This window comes from Knoellia pratensis (genome assembly GCF_042666395.1).
Classification (GTDB): Bacteria; Actinomycetota; Actinomycetes; order Actinomycetales; family Dermatophilaceae; genus Knoellia; species Knoellia pratensis.
Genome location: NZ_JBHTDJ010000003.1, coordinates 1 through 16,244 on the forward strand (window position 1 = coordinate 1; position 16,244 = coordinate 16,244).

The following is a 16,244-nucleotide window of genomic DNA, read 5'->3' on the forward strand; positions in this document are numbered from 1 at the left end:
GCGGCGGAACCGTCATGTCGCTGCTCCCTCCTGCTCCGGGCGGCCCACGCGCGCGGGCACGCCGTCGGGCGGCGAGGAGTGACCTCGCCGACCGACGCGACGTCGTCTGCTCACTCCGAGACGGTGAGCGACTGCGACTTCATGGTCTGGACGGTCTTGGCCTGGGCTGTCTCCAAGGCACCGCTGAGGGTGCCCTTGCCGTTGACGGCCTTGCCGATGCCGTCAGCGAGCTCAGCGTAGGTCTGGGTCATGGTGGGCCCCCACTGGAAGCTTGGGTCAACTCCCGCGGAGGCCGTGGCGAAGACCTCCCAGACCTTCTGATTCCCGTAGTAGGGCAGGCCCTCGCTCAGTGCGGGGAGCTGCTTCTGACCTTCGCTCGTCGCGGGGTACTGACCGCCGTTCTTGTTGTTGAGGGCCAGAGCCTCCAGGTCGCTGAAGGCCCACGTGGCAAACTTCGCCGCCTCATAGGGGTGCTTGGAGTTCTTGAACACCACCGCCGTCGAGCCGCCCCAGTTGCCGGTCGTGTTGCCACCGGCGGTCCACTGCGGCATGGGCGCCACGGCCCACTTGCCCTTGGTCTTGGGCGCTGAGCTCTCGAGCAGCTTGGTCGTCCACGCCGCACCGATGATCGACCACTCCTTGCCGGAGTCGAGTGCCTTCCACTGCGGATCCCCGAGACCCGGGATGGTGTCCACGAGACGCTCGTCGATGAGCTTCTGCCAGTAGTCGGCGACCTTCGTCGTCGCATCGTCGGTGAGACTGACACTCCACGCGTTGTCCTTGACCGAGAACCACTGCGCGCCGTTCTGCCACGCCAAGGAGGTGAACCAGGCCGGCTGGTCGGTGGGGAAGGCGCCGATCGTCGCGCCCTGAGCCTTGATCTTCTTCGCGGCCCCGTAGTACTCCTCCCAGGTGGCGGGTGCTGGGATACCGGCCCTGTCGAAGAGGTCCTTGCGGTAGTACAGCGCCATCGGACCGATGTCCATGGGTACGCCGTAGACAGCGTCCTTCTCGCCGAAGCCGACCTGGGACACCGTCCAAGGAACGAACTTGCTCGCGGCCTCCTTGACAGGTGCGCACCCGCCGATGTCGGTCAAGCCGTTCTGCAACCGGAACGAGGGAAGGTTGTCGAACTCGACCATCCCGATGTCCGGCGTCTTCCCTGCCTTGATCTGGTTCGAGTAGGCCTGGTAGGTACCTTGGTTGCCGCCCACGACCTCCTTGTACGTGACCTGGATGTCGGGGTTCGCCTTGTTCCAGGCGTCGACTGTCGCCTGCATGCCGGGGACCCAGGACGTGAACGTCAGGGCGACCTTGGTCCCCTTGGCTGCCGGCTCGCAGGTCCCTGCGGCGGTGCCGCCCGTGTCCCCCTCTGAGCTGCCCCCGCACGCGGCCGTCAAAAGCAGCGCGCCCACGACGGCGGCCCCTGCAATGGTGCGGCCGGGTCGACCGGTCCTCAACTGACTCAGGTGCATCCTGGATCCCTTCTCTGCAGGCCGTCCGCCGGGCACACCCGGCAGATCCGCCACGACGATGTGGCGGGCTGGTGGGACCGAAGTCAAACACACTTGCTGACAGGTAAGGAAGTAGTGCGCGGAAAATTTTTTTGGGAAACGGCGCGCACCTGCTCAGTCCGGTGCACCCGGCAGCTCGGCCTGACTGCGCAGGCGATGGAGCAGCGCTTCTATCACCAACGAGACCGTCTCCGGCATCCGGACCGCATCGGGCTCCAACAGCCACTGGACCTGCAGCCCGTCCATCACCGCGATGACGGCGCAGGCAGCATCGTCGATCTCGTGCTCCGAGACGGCGTCCGACGGGACCGACGTGGCCAGAGCGTCGGCGATGAGTCGGCGGAGCACCGCGAACCGTTCCCGGAAGGAAGTCTGTGCGGGATGGTCCTCGGTCACGGACTCGGCAGAGAGCACGACGTAGGCCTGGACCAGCCCCGCCCGTCCGGCGTTGACCTCGGCCGTGCTGACGAGATGCCGGAGCAGATCGGGCCCGTGAGGGGGCTCGTGGTTCTCAAAGTCAGCCACGTCCAGCTGTTCGCGCAGCGCCAGCACCTCGACAAAGAGCTGCTCCTTGGAGCCGAAGTGGTGCAACACCCCTTGGTGCGTCAGTCCCACTCGCTCCGCGATCTCACCCAGTGAGGCCTTGTGGTAGCCGCGAGCCCCGAAGACGTCCTGGGCCGCGAGCACAATCTCCCGCCTACGCTCGTCGGCCGGGAGGCGGGGAGCCCGCTTGCGAACGTTGCGAGCCGATGGTCGTGGGGTGGTGCCTCGCTGGCTCATGAGGTGAGACTACTCAAGACCTACTACGCCGACGTATGAGCTCACGTCATAACCCGCGCTACGTACGTCGCGCCCAACCCTGCTTGGACCCGGCGATCAGGGCATCTCAGCGTCGGCGCGCCGGCGCTGATCTGGTGCTACGAAAGTTCGCAGGTGGGCTCGTCGGCGTACCAAGCGTGGGTACTGGAGATCAGTCCTTCAGACGCCCCTTTGGGTCGGCAACAGCGTGCGCACGTGCTCCCACGCTGCCTCCTTGCTGAGTCCGGGTTCTCCGGTCAGCAGGGCGACACTCAGGCCATCCAGGAGCGCCAGCATTCGTCGAGCTGTCGGGTCGACATCTTCATCGGTCATCTCGGCAAGCAACGTCGCGAGCGCGCTGCGCCACGCGGCGTCCAGTTCTCGTTGTGCTTCGCGAAGAGCGGGATCGCGCAGTACGCGTGGCCACAACTCGACCCATAGTAGCCAGCGCGGGTCCCCGGCTGCGCGGGGAAGGAACAGCTCACACAGCCCGCGCACGCGCTCCTCGGCTGAGGCGTCGGAAGCGAGGACGCCGGCTAGCTGCTCGCTCAGTTCGTCTTCGCTCCAACGCAGGAGGTCGAGCAGCAGGCCGTTCTTGCTGCCGAAGTAGTAGGAGAGGTGGCTGGCGTTGGTGCCCAGCCGGCGGCCCAGTTCGGAGAGGGTCAGGTCGGCCAGGCCCTTCTGGGCCAGCAGTTCCCAGGCCTCCTCAAGCACGCGCTCGCGCGGACGCTCAAGTCGTCGGTGTCGCCGATGTTCCTGACCAAGCACCCCTTGACTGTAATCGGCCTGACCTTCATAGTGACCGGTGACACTACTTTGAAAGGCTTTCAAATGCGACGAGGATCCAAGACAGTAGATGGCGCTGCGCACCAAGACGCTACTGCCGTGTCGAGGGCGGCCCCCGTGCGCCTCACGCCGGTGCTAGGTGTGACCGCTGCGATCTTGCTGACGGTCTCGTGCATCACACCGGCGTCGAGCCTGTTCATCATCGTTCCGACGCTCTTGGCAACTCAGGGCTCCGGAGTGGTGATCGCTCTGGCCTTCGGCCTCGTCATTTCGATCGCGGTCGGCGCCTGCTACGCCGAGCTTGGGACGCGTACGCCGAGCTCCGGTGGGGAGTACGCGATGATCACCCACACCATCGGGCGCACCGTAGGCTGGCTGACGTTCGCGATGACGGCCGCACTGCTCGTGGTCATCCCACCTGTCATCGCCCTTGGCACCGCCGACTACCTGAGCTCCATCGTTGACCTTGACCGGGCCACGACCGGAGCGGTCGTGATGCTGCTGGCCACATGCACTGCGGTGCTCGACGTACGCGCGAACGCCCTCGTGACCAGTTGCTTCCTGGCCCTGGAGATCCTGGCTGCGAGCGTGGTCGCCTTCCTTGGCTTCACCCACTCCGAACGCTCGGTCAGCACTCTGATCCACCCACAGGCGCTCACCGACAGTGCCCTCTCGCCGTTCACGCTCGGCATCCTCGTGTCCGGGCTCGCCGTCGCGATGTTCGTCGTCAACGGCTTCGGTACGGCGTCCTACCTCGCAGAAGAGATGCTGGAGCCTCGGCGCGATGTGGCGCGTGCCGTCTTTGGCTCCCTCTTCATCGCAGCGCTGGTGATCATCGTCCCGACCGCCGCTGTCGTCGTCGGTGCGGGTTCTCTTGAGGACCTTGGCGTCTTGAGCTTTCCCGACTTCGTCGAGGGCTGGGCAGGTCCGGGAGTCGCCGCCGCAGTGAGCGTGGGGATCGCACTTGCCATCCTCAACGCAGTCATCGTGATGGTGCTCCAGAACGGCCGTGTCATCTACTCCTCGGGGCGCGACCAGGCCTGGCCCGCACCGGTCAACGCCGCCTTGACCCGGCTGCATCCACGATTCAACACACCCGTCGTCGCGACGCTCGGGGTCGCGATACCGGGCGCCGTGCTGGCCTACCTGGTCGACATCGAGTCGCTGCTGGGGGTTACGTCGGTGATGGTCGCTGCGGTCTACCTGTTACTCGCCGTCGGGGCGCTGGCGGTCCGTCGTACGCCCCACGCGGGCTGGAAGATGCCCCTTTGGCCGCTCGCCCCGGTGGTGGTGATTGTCGCGCTCACCTACGCGCTGTCCCAGTCGGCTGGCGTTGACCTGGCCATTACCGCCGGGGTCGTGGTCGCAGCCCTCGTCTATGAGGTGCTGTATCTCCGGACGCGCCGCGGCACCCGCTTCCTGGTCGACGCGAGGGAGGACCGATGACCACCGCCGACCTCGTCCTCACCGGCGGCACCGTGCACACGGTCGACCCGACCCGGCCGCACGCAGACACGGTCGCGATCCGCGACGGCAGCATCGTCTGGGTCGGGTACGCCGCGGAAGCGCCCGCCTGGGTGACCGGCGCCCCCGACGTCGTACGGCTCGACGGGCGCACCGTCCTCCCCGGGTTCGTCGACGCACACAACCACGTCCGCCTCGGCTCGGATCGCGAGTGCGTCCAGCTCGCCGGAGCCGACTCTTTCGAGACCGTCGCGGCGCGTGTGCGGGACTGGAACAGCGCACACCCAGGAGTCGGTTGGGTGGAGGCCGAGGGCTACGCGTACACCGGGCTGGAGAACGGCGCGCACCCGACCCGGCAGCAGCTCGACGCGATCATTCCCGACCGTCCCGTCGTGGTGTTCAGCTACGACGTGCACACCCTCTGGTTGAACACGCTGGGCCTGACGGCTCTCGGGATCGACGACGCGGACCAGCCGTTCGGCACCGCCGAGCTGGACGCCGGCGGGATCCCGACGGGGTTCGTCGCCGATTTCGCGGTGAAGGGTCTGTCGCGTGCGGGCATGCGTGCACTACGCGATCGTGGGCTGCCGTGGGCGAGCACGGACCGGCAGTACTCCCGCCTGCTGACCAGCCTCGAACACGCTGTCGCCTGCGGCATCACCACCGTCGTCGAGCCCCAGAACTCGCCCGACGACATCGCACTGTTCGAGCGCGCGCGCGCCGAGGGACGGCTCGACCCACGCATGGTGCTGGCGATGTTCCACCCGCCCACGACGACACCGGAGGAGCGCAAGGAGTTCGCCCGCCTGGGGTCGGTGTACGACGACGACCACCTGCGGGTCGGGCCGCTCAAGCTCTACATCGACGACGTGGTGGAGCCGCACACCGCGGCGCTGCACGAGGACTACGCCAACGAGCCGGGCCAGCGCGGGACGACGTACTACGAGCCGGCGGTCTTCGCCGAGTTGGTGACAGGCCTGGACCGCGACGGCTTCCAGCTGTTCGTGCACGCGACCGGAGACCGGGGCATCACCACGGTGCTGGACGCGGTCGAGCACGCCCGGCGGACCAACGGACCACGCGACGCGCGCCACCAGATCGTGCACGTCGAGTGCCTCCGGCACGACGACCTGCCGCGGTTCGCGAGCCTCGGAGTGGTGGCCTGCATGCAGCCGCGCCACGCCAGCCCAGACTTGGCCGGGCCGGGGCACGCGTGGGCCGAGGCGGTGGGGGAGAGCCGTTGGCACCAGGCCTGGCCGTTGCGGTCGTTGCAGGAGCACGGCGCGACGCTGGCGTTCTCCAGTGACTGGAACGTCGCCGAGATGGAGCCCATGGTCGGCATCTACAGCGCGGTGACCCGCTCACCGCTGGCCGGTGGCGCCGCATGGCAGCCCGAGGAGGCGGTCTCGGTCGCCGACGCTGTGCACGGTTACACGATGGGTAGCGCCGTGGCCAACTTCTGTGAGCACGACCGGGGCTCGATCACGGTGGGCAAGCTCGCCGACCTGGTGGTTCTGGACCAGGACCCGCACATCGTCGACCCGGCCAAGCTCGCGGACGTCGCGGTGCTGGAGACCTGGGTCGGCGGAGAACGGAGATACGCATCATGACGACCTGGACGATGCCGGCCGAGACCGAGCCGCACGACCGCACCTGGATGGCTTGGCCGTCCGGCAGCTACACCCTCGGAGAAACGCCGGCGGAGGCCGAGGACGCGCGTCGGACCTGGGCCTCGGTGGCGAACGCCGTGGCCGAGCATGAACCACTCCACATGCTGGTGCCGCCGCAGGAGGTCGGTGAGGCGCGCCGCCGGCTCTCCTCCGAGGCCGTGCTGCACGAAGCCCCGCTCGACGACGCGTGGTATCGCGACATCGGCCCAACGTTCGTGCTCGGGCCGAAAGGACTCGGCGCCGTCAACTGGGTCTTCAACGGCTGGGGCGCCCAGGACTGGGCCACCTGGGAGTACGACGCCGTGGCCAGTCTGGTCGCCACCGAGGTCAGCGGTGCCGAACGCATCGACTCGCCGATGGTCAACGAGGGCGGAGGCATCCACACCGACGGGGCCGGCACCTTCCTGGTCACCGAGACCGTGCAGCTCGACCCGGAGCGAAATCCCGGCTGGACCCGCGAGCGGGTCGAGGCCGAGCTCGCCCGGACAGTTGGCGCCCGCAAGGTGATCTGGCTCCCGCGCGGCCTGACCCGGGACCGTGAGCGGTTCGGGACGCGCGGTCACGTCGACATCGTGGCCACGTTCAGCGCGCCCGGCCGGGTGCTGCTCCACGAGCAGCGCAACGAGGCCCACCCTGACGCCGCGATCAGCCGTGAGCTGGCGGCGCTCCTCCTCAACGAGACCGACGCCGAGGGCAAGCCGCTGGAGGTCGTCACGCTGCCGGCGCCGTCGCACCTCCGCGACAGCGAGGGCTGGGTCGACCACAGCTACGTGAACCACTACGTCGCCAACGGCGCCGTCATCGCGTGCGCCTTTGACGACCCGGCCGACGACGAGGCCCGTGTGGTGCTCGCCGAGGCATACCCGGGACGCACCGTCGTCCAGCTCGATGCCCGGCCACTCTTCGCCCGCGGCGGGGGCATCCACTGCATCACCCAACAGCAACCCGCACTGACCGAGGATTTCTCATGAAACTCATTGCCGTACCCGCCCAGCCGCCCCTGTCCCGTGTGGGCAGGGCCCCTGACCGACAGGTGACGGTGGGTCTGGTCCAGATGCACTGGGCCGCCGACCCCGAGGAGCACATCGCCACCCTGACCGAGGGCATCGCCACCGCGGCCGGGGCGGGCGCCTCGATCGTGTTCCTGCCGGAGCTCACCTTGTCGCGCTACCCGGCGGACACCAGGCCCGAGGGAGTGCCGGCAGACATCGCCGAGCCGCTCGATGGCGGCCCGACGCACACCTTCGCCGCCGCGGCGGCCGCGGCGTACGGCGTCCTCGTACACGCCTCGCTCTACGAGAAGGCGGACGCCGACGACGGACTCGGCTTCAACACCGCCATCCTGGTGGCGCCAGACGGGCGCATCGTGGCGCGCACGCGCAAGCTGCACATCCCCGTGACCTCCGGCTACTACGAGGACCTGTACTTCCGTCCGGGGCCGGCGGAGTCGTCATACCCGGTCCACGCCGTCGACCTACCGGGCGCGCCGCGACTGGGTCTGCCGACCTGTTGGGACCAATGGTTCCCAGAGCTGGCCCGGGCCTACTCGCTGGCTGACGCGGAGATCCTGGCCTACCCCACGGCGATCGGCTCCGAGCCGGATCACCCCGACTTCGACACCCAGCCGCTGTGGCAGAGCGTCATCGTGGGCAACGGCATCGCCAACGGGCTCTTCATGGTCGTCCCCAACCGATGGGGCAACGAGGGTCTCGTCCACTTCTACGGCTCGTCCTTCATCAGTGACCCCTACGGCCGTGTCCTGGTGCAGGCCGACCGTGAGGATGACGCCGTGCTCGTGGCGAACCTCGACCTGGCGCAACGCCGGGACTGGCTCGACCTCTTCCCATTCCTGCAGACCCGGCGTCCGGACACCTACGGGTCCCTCGTCGAGAAGGGGGGCAACTGATGTCCACTCATGACACCGTCATCGTCGGCGGAGGAGTCACCGGCCTCATGGCCGCCTGGCGTCTCGCACAGGCTGGCCAGGACGTCGTGGTGCTCGAGGCGCGCGACCGCGTCGGCGGGCGGCTGCGCAGCGAGGAGCACGACGGCTCCCTGTTCGAGATCGGCGGCCAGTGGGTCTCCCCCGACCAGGAGGCGCTGATCGCCCTCCTTGTCGAGCTCGACCTCGAGACCTACTCACGGCACCGCGAGGGCGAATCCCTGTACGTCGACCGCGCCGGTGTCGCCCGTCGCTTCACCGGCGAGGACCTCCCGGTCGACGCGCAGACCGCCAAGGAGATCGACCGGATCATCGGCGTCATCGATGAACTGGCCGGGCTCATGGACCCCGACCGGCCGTGGGAGCACCCGCAGGCTGACCTGCTCGACCGGGTCTCCTTCGCCCACTGGCTCGACGGGCAGACCGACGACCAGGAGGCGCGCGACAACATCGCGCTCTACCTCGGCCCGGCCATGCTGACCAAGCCCACGTGGTCGTTCTCCGCGCTCACCGCGGTGCTGATGTCGGCCAGCGCCAGCTCGTTCACGAACCTGGTCGACGCGGACTTCATCCTCGACAAGCGCGTGGTCGGCGGCCTCGCCTCGGTGCCGGCTGCTCTGGCCGCGCGTCTCGGCGACAAGATCCGGCTCAGTGCCGACGTCACCCACGTCGACTGGGACGAGTCCGGGGCGACAGTCACGGTCGACGGTGAGCAGGTGCGGGCGGGCAACGTCGTCCTCGCACTCCCGCCGACCCACGTCCGCCGGATCCGGATCTGGCCCGAACTTCCCGCCGAGCACCGTCACGCCCGCGAGCACCAGTCGTTCGGCCTGGTGATCAAGGTGCAGGCGGAGTACGACACCCCGTTCTGGCGGGAGTCGGGCCTGTCCGGCACCGGCTTCGCGCCCTACCAGCTGGTGCACGAGGTCTACGACAACACCCCCGACGGCTCCACCACCGGCCACCTGGTCGGTTTTGTCTCCGACGTGAACGCCGACGCGATGGGTCGACTCTCCGACGACGAGCGCCGGGCACAGATTCTTGCCTCGCTCGCGGCGTACTTCGGCGACGCCGGTCTCACCCCGCGCACCTACGTGGAGAGCGACTGGCAACACCATGAGCTCACCGGCGGCGCCTACGCCACCAGCTTCGACGTCGGCAGCCTGACCCGCTACGGGCACGCGCTGCACGAGCCGGTCGGCCCGATCCGCTTCGGCTCCAGCGACATCGCCGGCCTCGGCTTCCAGCACGTCGACGGAGCGGTGCGCATGGGCACCCGCCTCGCCGAGCAGATCCTCGCCCAGCCCACGTCGGTTCAGTGAAAGGCATGCTCTTGATCAACAACGTCATCGATGGCTCGCTCGTCGCCGCGGCCAACGGTCGCACCAGCGACATCCTCGATCCACGCACCGGCGAGGTCTACGGCACGGCAGCGCTCTCTGGGACGGCTGACGTCGACGCGGCGTACGACGCTGCGAAGCGCGCCTTCCGCACGTGGCGCAAGACCACCCCCGCCGAGCGGCAGCGGCTGCTGATCGCCCTGGCCGCCGCTCTCGAGGCACGCGCCGACGACATCCTCGCCGCCGAGGTGCGCGACACCGGCAAGCCGGTCGAGCTCACCCGCGACGAGGAGATCACGGTCGGCATGGACCAGCTCCGCTACTTCGCCGGCATGGCGCGCTCGCTCGAGGGCGCCGCCGCGGCGGAGTACCTCGCCGGCCACACCTCCTACGTACGCCGCGAGCCGGTCGGCGTCGTCGGCCAGGTCGCCCCGTGGAACTACCCGTTCATGATGTCGATCTGGAAGATCGCGCCGGCGCTCGCCGCGGGCAACACCGTCGTGCTCAAGCCGTCGGACACCACGCCTGCTTCGGCCTCGCTGGTCGGGGAGATCGCTGCGGGGGTGCTGCCTCCCGGTGTGCTCAACGTCGTCTGCGGTGACCGGGACACCGGCCGCCTCGTCGTCGCCCACCCGGCCGCGGCGCAGGTCTCGATCACCGGCTCGACTGGTGCCGGGAAGCAGGTCGCCGCGGCGGCCGCGGTCGACGTGAAGCGGGTCCACCTCGAGCTCGGTGGCAAGGCGCCAGCCGTGGTCTTCGCAGACGCCGACCTCCCGGCAGCGGTCGAGGGCATCGTGGTCGGGGCGTTCTTCAACGCCGGTCAGGACTGCACCGCCGTGACCCGGATCTTGGTCCACTCCTCGATCGCCGAGCAGCTCGAGAAGGCGCTCGTCACCGCGATCGGCGACGTCGCGACCGGCCCGGATGTCGAAAGCCCGTTCTACGGACCGCTCAACAACGCCGACCAGCTGGCGCGGGTCCAGGGTGTCATCGACGCACTTCCGGCTCACGCGCGCGTGATGACCGGGGGCGCCCGGGTCGGGGAGACCGGCTACTACTTCGCGCCGACGCTCGTTGCCGGCGTGCGGCAAGACGACCCGGTCGTGCAGGAGGAGACCTTCGGTCCGCTCGTGACGCTGCAGACCTTCGAGACCGAGAAGGAGGCGATCGAACTGGCCAATGACGTGGACTTCGGCCTCGCCGCGAGCGTGTGGACCACCGACCACGGCACCGCGCACCGCTGCTCGATCGACCTCGACTTCGGCTGCGTGTGGGTCAACACGCACATCCCGCTGGTCGCGGAGATGCCGCACGGGGGCTTCAAGCAGAGCGGCTACGGCAAGGACCTTTCCCAGTACGGGCTGGAGGACTACACGCGCATCAAGCACGTGATGCACGCGCACGGCTGACCGTCAGCGGCCCAGCGCCGCCACGGCGTCGGCCAGGTCGACCACCGCCCGTTTCCGGGCGGTGGTCCCGACGTCCAGGGGAGCGTCGAGCTGGAAGCCCATGAAGGCCGCGTCGATGATCGTGGCGGCCCGCTTGGCCAACGGTCGGGCGACGCCAGACTTCGACAGGTGCGTGACGAACGACCGCAGCCAGTGCTCGTTGGCCTCCCGGACGACGCTCGCGTAGGGCTCGCGGCCCAGCAGGCCGAGCGCGGCCGCCTCGACGTACAACCGGGTACAGGGCTCGAACTCGGGCGATCGCACCACCGACCAGAGGTCGTGGACGGCCGCGCGCAGGTCCGGCGACGGCGCGAGGGCGGAGATGGCGGCCACCGCTCGGTCGTTGGAGTCGCGAAGCACGGCGGCGACGAGGTCGTCCTTGGTGCCGAAGTGGTAGAGCAGCATCCGGTCGCTCGTGCCGAGCGACGCCGCCAGCGGCCGAAGGCTCAGCCCGATCAGCCCGTGCTCGAGCGCGTAGTCGGTCGCCTCGCGCGTCCACACCTCTCGGCGTGCCGGATCCTTGGCCACCATCAGATTGTAGCATCTGCTACATTGAGTGTGTAGCGACTGCTACATTTTCTCGAAAGGACCGCTGAACATGTATGCCGCATTCGGACTCCTGATGGCCGCGATCGCTGCCGAGGTCGCCGCCAGCGCGGCGCTTCCGCGCACCCAGGGCTTCAAGGACCCGCTCTGGACGGTGTTCGTCGTCGGCGGATATGCGGTCTCGATCTGGCTGCTCGCCCTCGTGGTGCGCCACATGCCGGTGTCCACCGCGTACGCCATCTGGGCCGGCGTCGGCACGGCCGCCGTGGCCGTCGTCGGCGCGCTGTGGTTGGGCGAATCCCTCAACGCCATGAAGATCGCCGCGCTGGGCATGATCATCGCCGGGGTCGTCGTCCTCAACCTGCAGGGCGCTCACTGATGATGACTGCGTGACCAGTCGGCGTTGAAGCAGCGGGTCCCCTGGATTCGCGAATGCCCTCGCGCGCTTCGCGTCGACCAGACGATCTGCGGCCTCTCGCGAACGTGGCGCTACGCGAGAGTCGGTCGACAGAGGGGGGAATGTCGCCGTCAAAAAGGCTTGACTGAATATTCAGTCAGGATCTATTCTCGTGGCACAGCGACCGGCTCCTCGAGCCTCGAACGAGACATGGGTGCGCGCATGACATCAGCTCCGCGAAGTTCCGACGACGGGCACCCCGCGACACACGACCGCGGGTCCGACCGCTTCGGCCGCGTAGAGACAACCGGCGTCGAGTACATTCCCGAGTCGGAGCGCGACTCCACTCCCGGCAATGTGTTCGCCGTCTTCTTCGGGGGCAACCTCGCGTTCTCGGTCATCATCTTTGGCTGGCTGCCGATCAGCTTCGGTCTGAGTTGGCACAGCGCTGTGACTTCCAGCTTTGTGGGGCTGGCCATAGGCACCCTGCTGGTCACCCCGCTGTCCCTGCTCGGACCGCGGACCGGCACCAACAACGTGGTCTCGAGCGGCGCGCACTTCGGAGTTCGCGGACGTCTCATCGGCTCCCTTCTCACGCTGGCCTTCGCGCTCGCCTATGCGGCCATCTCGGTCTGGACCGCTGGGGACGCCCTCGTGGCGGCTGCACACCGCGCTTTCGGCACTCCGGACAACGACCTGGTGCTTGCGCTTGGCTACGGGGTGATCGCCTTGGAGATCGTGGTCGTCGCGAGCCTCGGCCATGCGACGGTGGTCGCCCTACAGAAGTTCGTGATCCCTGTCATCGGCGTCCTTCTGTTGCTCGGCATCGTCGCCTTCGCTCCGGGCTTCGACAGCGCCAGGCCTGGCGGCGACTACCTCCTCGGTAGTTACTGGTCGACGTGGTTTCTCTGCGTGACAGTGTCGATCGGAGGCCCACTTTCCTACGCGCCGACACTGGGCGACTACACCCGGCGCGTCTCGGGTGCCCAGTTCAGTGACCGCATCGTGGCACTCGCGAGCGGTGCCGGTGGGTTCCTCGGACTCTTCGTCACCGCAGCCTTCGGCATCTTCACCGCCGCGACCTTCACGACCCTCGGAGATTCCTACGTCCGCGACCTCGTCGCTGCGGCACCCGGCTGGTACGTGCTCCCGATCGTGGTGATCGCCCTCGCCGGCGGCCTCGGCCAAGGAGTCCTCAACATCTACGCGAGCGGACTGGATCTGGAAGCGCTCATTCCTCGACTCAAGCGCATTCACACGACGCTGATCACCTCAGCCGCGGCCGTCGCACTGCTGTACGTCGGCGTGTTCGTGATCGACGCGGTAGACGCGATCACCGCCATGACCCTGATCCTGAACGGCGTTGCCGGCCCGTGGGTCGCGATCAACGTCGTGGGCTTCCTGGTCGCGCGTCGCGGCATCTACGACCCCGCCGATCTCCAGGTGTTCAACGAGGGTCGCCATGGTGGCCGCTACTGGTTCACCGCAGGGTGGGATCTTCGCGCTGTCGTCCCGTTCGCAATCGCGTCGGTGTGCGGGGTCCTCGCCGTCAACACGACGGCATACGTAGGTCCTCTTGCCAACATCGCCGGAGGTGTCGACGTGAGCCTCGTGGGATCCGGCCTCATCGCCGCCGTCGGCTACCTCGTCACCCTCAGGCTCTGGCCAGAGGATGCGACGCCAGTCGCACCCGGACCCGAGCTTGAGCACGCCGATGATGGGATACCGGCATGAACGAGCGACAGACGATCATCCTGGAAGCGGCCACGCAGTGCATCGCACGGAGCGGAGTTCGTGGACTCAGGGTCCATGACGTCGCGAAGCAGGCGGAGGTGTCGACAAGCCTTCTCTACTACCACTTCAAGGACCGCAACGGACTCCTCGCGGCGACCCTGGAGCACATCAACGGCACCGCCAGTGACTACCGCACCCAGGGGAGCGAAGGCGCCTCCGCGCTCGAGCGGCTGGAAGCCCGTCTCCTGGGCGAGATCCAGGATCGCGACCAGGTGTGGGCAAACTCTGTTGCCTGGAACGAGCTGCGAGCCACCGCCGTCTTCGAGCCGGACATCGCGACCCCCCTGGCTCAGACGACTGCGGTCTGGCATCACGACATCGCCAGCCTGATCGTGGAAGTACAGCGCGAGGACAAGCAGACGGCAGACCAGGACGCACGCAAGACCGCCGTCGTCCTTACCTCACTCGTCGAGGGACTGTCCGGTCGATGGCTGACCGGCGAACTCAGTGCCGACGAGGCACGCGGGCTTCTCCGCGACACGATTCACACGTATTTCGACCACTGACGCACGACGACCCGATCGCCACCACAGCTAGGAACACGATGAGACTCATCACCGCCACCTCCCCCCTGCCCTCGTTGGCACGCTCCACGCCGTCCAGTCGCCCGCCAGTGCGCGTCGGCCTGGTCCAGCACCGCTGGCGTGAGGACGTCGCCGATCTCGTGGCCGTCCTCCGCGATGCGATCGGTCAGGCCGCAGGCGAAGGAGCGCAAGCGGTGTTCCTGCCCGAGCTGACGCTGAGCAAGTACCCCGCCGACACCCGCGCAACTGGCGCGCCGGGCGACCACGCCGAGCGGCTGCTCGAAGGCCCGACATTCACCTTCGCCGCCGCGGCAGCAGCGGCACACGGCGTTGTGGTCCACGCCTCTCTCTACGAACGCGCCGACGGTCCCGACGGTCTCGGGTTCAACACCGCCTTCCTCGTGTCGCCCGAGGGTGAGCTTCTCGGTCGCACGCGCAAGCTGCACATCCCGGTGAGCGCGGGCTACTACGAGGACACCTACTTCCGTGGCGGACCGGCTGACGACGCCTACCCGGTCCACGAAGTGAAGGCACTCGACGGCGCACGCGTCGGACTTCCGACCTGCTGGGACGAGTGGTTCCCTGAGGTCGCCCGCAGCTATTCGCTCGATGGCGCGGAGATCCTGGTCTACCCCACGGCCATCGGCTCCGAGCCCACGTTCCCCCACTTCGACACCCAGCCGCTGTGGCGCCAGGTCATCGTCGCCAATGGCATCGCCGGCGGCACCTACATGGTCGTGCCCAACCGCACCGGCGACGAGGGCGGACTGACGTTCTACGGCTCCTCGTTCGTGTCCGACCCCTACGGTCGCGTGCTGGCCGAGGCGCCGCGCGACGAGGAAGCAGTGATCGTGACCGACCTCGACCTGGACCAGCGCAAGGACTGGCTCGACCTGTTTCCGTTCCTGACGACGAGACGTCCCGACACGTACGGGCGGCTCACCGCACCCGTCGACCATGCTCGTCCTCATGGCGGCTCCTGATGACGTGGCTGATGCCGAGTGAGACGGCCCGCCAGGAGCGGGTGTGGATGTCCTTCCCGCCGCAGGGTTACACCCTCGGCGAGTCCGCAGCAGATGCTGACGAGGCTCGCACCACCTGGGCCGCCGTCGCGAATGCCATCACGGAGTTCGAACCGGTGTCGATGGTGGTTGATCCGGCTGATCTCGACCTGGCGCGCTCCTACCTCTCCGCCGAGATCGACCTCGTCACGGAGCCGCTCGATGACGCGTGGATGCGTGACATCGGGCCCACCTTCGTCCACGACGAAGCCGGCCAGGTCGCCGCCGTCGACTGGATCTTCAACGGCTGGGGTCAGCAGGAGTGGGCCACGTGGGCCAAGGACTCACGGATCGGCAGCGCCGTCATCGACCGAGCCGGGGTCAAGCGGGTCTCGTCCTCCATCGTCAACGAGGGTGGCGGCATCCACGTCGACGGCCAGGGGACCGTCCTGCTCACCGAGAGCGTGCAGCTCGACCCCGATCGCAACCCTGGCCTCACCAAGGCCGACATCGAAGCGGAGCTGAGCCGCACCATCGGTGGGACGCACTTCATCTGGCTGCCGAGAGGGCTCGCGCGTGATCGTGAGATGTTCGGCACCCGGGGGCACGTCGACATCGTCGCGACCATCCCGTCACCCGGCGTACTGCTGCTCCATGCCCAGGAAGACAAGACGCATCCAGACCACGAGCTGTGGCGCGAGCTGCGCGAACTGCTCGCCGGGACGCGCGACGCCCACGGTCGGTCCTGGGAGGTCATCGACCTGCCGGCGCCGGACGTGTTGGTCGACGACGAGGGCTGGGTCGACTACAGCTACGTGAACCACTTGGTCGTCAATGACGGAGTGATCGCCTGCTCGTTCGACGATCGGCGCGACGCGGAGGCTGCGGACATCCTTGCCGCCGCCTATCCCGGCCGGAAGGTTGTGAGCGTCGACGCGCGTCCGATCTTCTCCCGCGGTGGCGGCATCCACTGCATCACCCAGCAGCAACCGACAGCACGACGTTCCGTTTCCTGACATC

At 68.1% G+C, this 16,244-nt stretch carries 15 protein-coding genes; 11 read left to right on the forward strand and 4 right to left on the reverse strand.

Annotated features, from left to right (window positions below; all coding sequences use genetic code 11):
* Positions 1–110: 110 nt before the first annotated feature.
* From ACFQRE_RS09780 to ACFQRE_RS09790, 3 genes are all read right to left on the reverse strand, one after another.
* Entirely contained in the window at positions 111–1,415 is a 1,305-nt protein-coding gene (locus ACFQRE_RS09780) for an ABC transporter substrate-binding protein (RefSeq protein WP_380121668.1), read from the reverse strand.
* 213 nt (positions 1,416–1,628) lie between these two features.
* Positions 1,629–2,294, reverse strand: coding sequence for a TetR family transcriptional regulator (locus ACFQRE_RS09785; protein WP_380121671.1), 666 nt, complete (start codon positions 2,292–2,294; stop codon positions 1,629–1,631).
* Positions 2,295–2,492: 198 nt separating this feature from the next.
* Positions 2,493–3,026, reverse strand: coding sequence for a TetR/AcrR family transcriptional regulator (locus ACFQRE_RS09790; RefSeq protein ID WP_380121674.1), 534 nt, complete (start codon positions 3,024–3,026; stop codon positions 2,493–2,495).
* A gap of 36 nt (positions 3,027–3,062) precedes the next feature.
* Between ACFQRE_RS09790 and ACFQRE_RS09795 the strand changes: the two genes are divergently transcribed.
* The 6 genes from ACFQRE_RS09795 to ACFQRE_RS09820 are packed head-to-tail and all read left to right on the forward strand — an operon-like array spanning position 3,063 to position 10,923.
* A complete protein-coding gene (locus ACFQRE_RS09795; protein WP_380121676.1) occupies positions 3,063–4,544 on the forward strand; it encodes an APC family permease in 1,482 nt (493 codons plus the stop codon).
* On the forward strand, positions 4,541–6,172 hold the full coding sequence (locus ACFQRE_RS09800; RefSeq protein WP_380121679.1) for an amidohydrolase: 1,632 nt from the start codon (positions 4,541–4,543) through the stop codon (positions 6,170–6,172). Before ACFQRE_RS09795 ends, ACFQRE_RS09800 begins: the two co-directional genes overlap by 4 nt.
* A complete protein-coding gene (locus ACFQRE_RS09805; RefSeq protein ID WP_380121682.1) occupies positions 6,169–7,203 on the forward strand; it encodes an agmatine deiminase family protein in 1,035 nt (344 codons plus the stop codon). The genes ACFQRE_RS09800 and ACFQRE_RS09805 overlap by 4 nt, the downstream gene beginning before the upstream one ends.
* Entirely contained in the window at positions 7,200–8,138 is a 939-nt protein-coding gene (locus ACFQRE_RS09810; protein WP_380121684.1) for a nitrilase-related carbon-nitrogen hydrolase, read from the forward strand. The genes ACFQRE_RS09805 and ACFQRE_RS09810 overlap by 4 nt, the downstream gene beginning before the upstream one ends.
* Positions 8,078–9,496, forward strand: a complete 1,419-nt coding sequence (locus tag ACFQRE_RS09815; protein WP_380124224.1) for a flavin monoamine oxidase family protein — start codon at positions 8,078–8,080, stop codon at positions 9,494–9,496. Before ACFQRE_RS09810 ends, ACFQRE_RS09815 begins: the two co-directional genes overlap by 61 nt.
* A 5-nt stretch (positions 9,497–9,501) precedes the next feature.
* Entirely contained in the window at positions 9,502–10,923 is a 1,422-nt protein-coding gene (locus tag ACFQRE_RS09820) for an aminobutyraldehyde dehydrogenase (protein WP_380121687.1), read from the forward strand.
* A gap of 3 nt (positions 10,924–10,926) precedes the next feature.
* Here ACFQRE_RS09820 and ACFQRE_RS09825 read toward each other — a convergent pair whose 3' ends face one another.
* Entirely contained in the window at positions 10,927–11,490 is a 564-nt protein-coding gene (locus ACFQRE_RS09825; RefSeq protein ID WP_380121690.1) for a TetR/AcrR family transcriptional regulator, read from the reverse strand.
* Positions 11,491–11,560: 70 nt separating this feature from the next.
* Here ACFQRE_RS09825 and ACFQRE_RS09830 point away from each other — a divergent pair, with 70 nt between their 5' ends.
* The 5 genes from ACFQRE_RS09830 to ACFQRE_RS09850 all read left to right on the forward strand — a co-directional run bounded on the left by ACFQRE_RS09830 (position 11,561) and on the right by ACFQRE_RS09850 (position 16,240).
* Complete coding sequence (locus ACFQRE_RS09830; protein WP_380121693.1) at positions 11,561–11,887, forward strand: DMT family transporter; 327 nt, start codon at positions 11,561–11,563, stop codon at positions 11,885–11,887.
* Between the two features lie 240 nt (positions 11,888–12,127).
* Positions 12,128–13,639, forward strand: coding sequence for a purine-cytosine permease family protein (locus ACFQRE_RS09835; RefSeq protein ID WP_380121695.1), 1,512 nt, complete (start codon positions 12,128–12,130; stop codon positions 13,637–13,639).
* Entirely contained in the window at positions 13,636–14,205 is a 570-nt protein-coding gene (locus ACFQRE_RS09840; protein WP_380121698.1) for a TetR/AcrR family transcriptional regulator, read from the forward strand. Before ACFQRE_RS09835 ends, ACFQRE_RS09840 begins: the two co-directional genes overlap by 4 nt.
* 38 nt (positions 14,206–14,243) lie before the next feature.
* A complete protein-coding gene (locus ACFQRE_RS09845; RefSeq protein WP_380121700.1) occupies positions 14,244–15,206 on the forward strand; it encodes a nitrilase-related carbon-nitrogen hydrolase in 963 nt (320 codons plus the stop codon).
* Positions 15,206–16,240, forward strand: a complete 1,035-nt coding sequence (locus ACFQRE_RS09850; RefSeq protein WP_380121702.1) for an agmatine deiminase family protein — start codon at positions 15,206–15,208, stop codon at positions 16,238–16,240. The genes ACFQRE_RS09845 and ACFQRE_RS09850 overlap by 1 nt, the downstream gene beginning before the upstream one ends.
* The last annotated feature ends 4 nt before the right edge of the window (positions 16,241–16,244 follow it).

What these genes read in the sequence shown, in the direction of transcription:
- ACFQRE_RS09785 (WP_380121671.1), bottom strand. Translation starts at nt 2,294, where the DNA reads ATGAGCCAGCGAGGCACCACCCCACGACCATCGGCTCGCAACGTTCGC.
- ACFQRE_RS09795 (WP_380121676.1), top strand. Translation starts at nt 3,063, where the DNA reads ATGTTCCTGACCAAGCACCCCTTGACTGTAATCGGCCTGACCTTCATA.
- ACFQRE_RS09800 (WP_380121679.1), top strand. Translation starts at nt 4,541, where the DNA reads ATGACCACCGCCGACCTCGTCCTCACCGGCGGCACCGTGCACACGGTC.
- ACFQRE_RS09805 (WP_380121682.1), top strand. Translation starts at nt 6,169, where the DNA reads ATGACGACCTGGACGATGCCGGCCGAGACCGAGCCGCACGACCGCACC.
- ACFQRE_RS09810 (WP_380121684.1), top strand. Translation starts at nt 7,200, where the DNA reads ATGAAACTCATTGCCGTACCCGCCCAGCCGCCCCTGTCCCGTGTGGGC.
- ACFQRE_RS09820 (WP_380121687.1), top strand. Translation starts at nt 9,502, where the DNA reads ATGCTCTTGATCAACAACGTCATCGATGGCTCGCTCGTCGCCGCGGCC.
- ACFQRE_RS09830 (WP_380121693.1), top strand. Translation starts at nt 11,561, where the DNA reads ATGTATGCCGCATTCGGACTCCTGATGGCCGCGATCGCTGCCGAGGTC.
- ACFQRE_RS09835 (WP_380121695.1), top strand. Translation starts at nt 12,128, where the DNA reads ATGACATCAGCTCCGCGAAGTTCCGACGACGGGCACCCCGCGACACAC.
- ACFQRE_RS09840 (WP_380121698.1), top strand. Translation starts at nt 13,636, where the DNA reads ATGAACGAGCGACAGACGATCATCCTGGAAGCGGCCACGCAGTGCATC.
- ACFQRE_RS09845 (WP_380121700.1), top strand. Translation starts at nt 14,244, where the DNA reads ATGAGACTCATCACCGCCACCTCCCCCCTGCCCTCGTTGGCACGCTCC.
- ACFQRE_RS09850 (WP_380121702.1), top strand. Translation starts at nt 15,206, where the DNA reads ATGACGTGGCTGATGCCGAGTGAGACGGCCCGCCAGGAGCGGGTGTGG.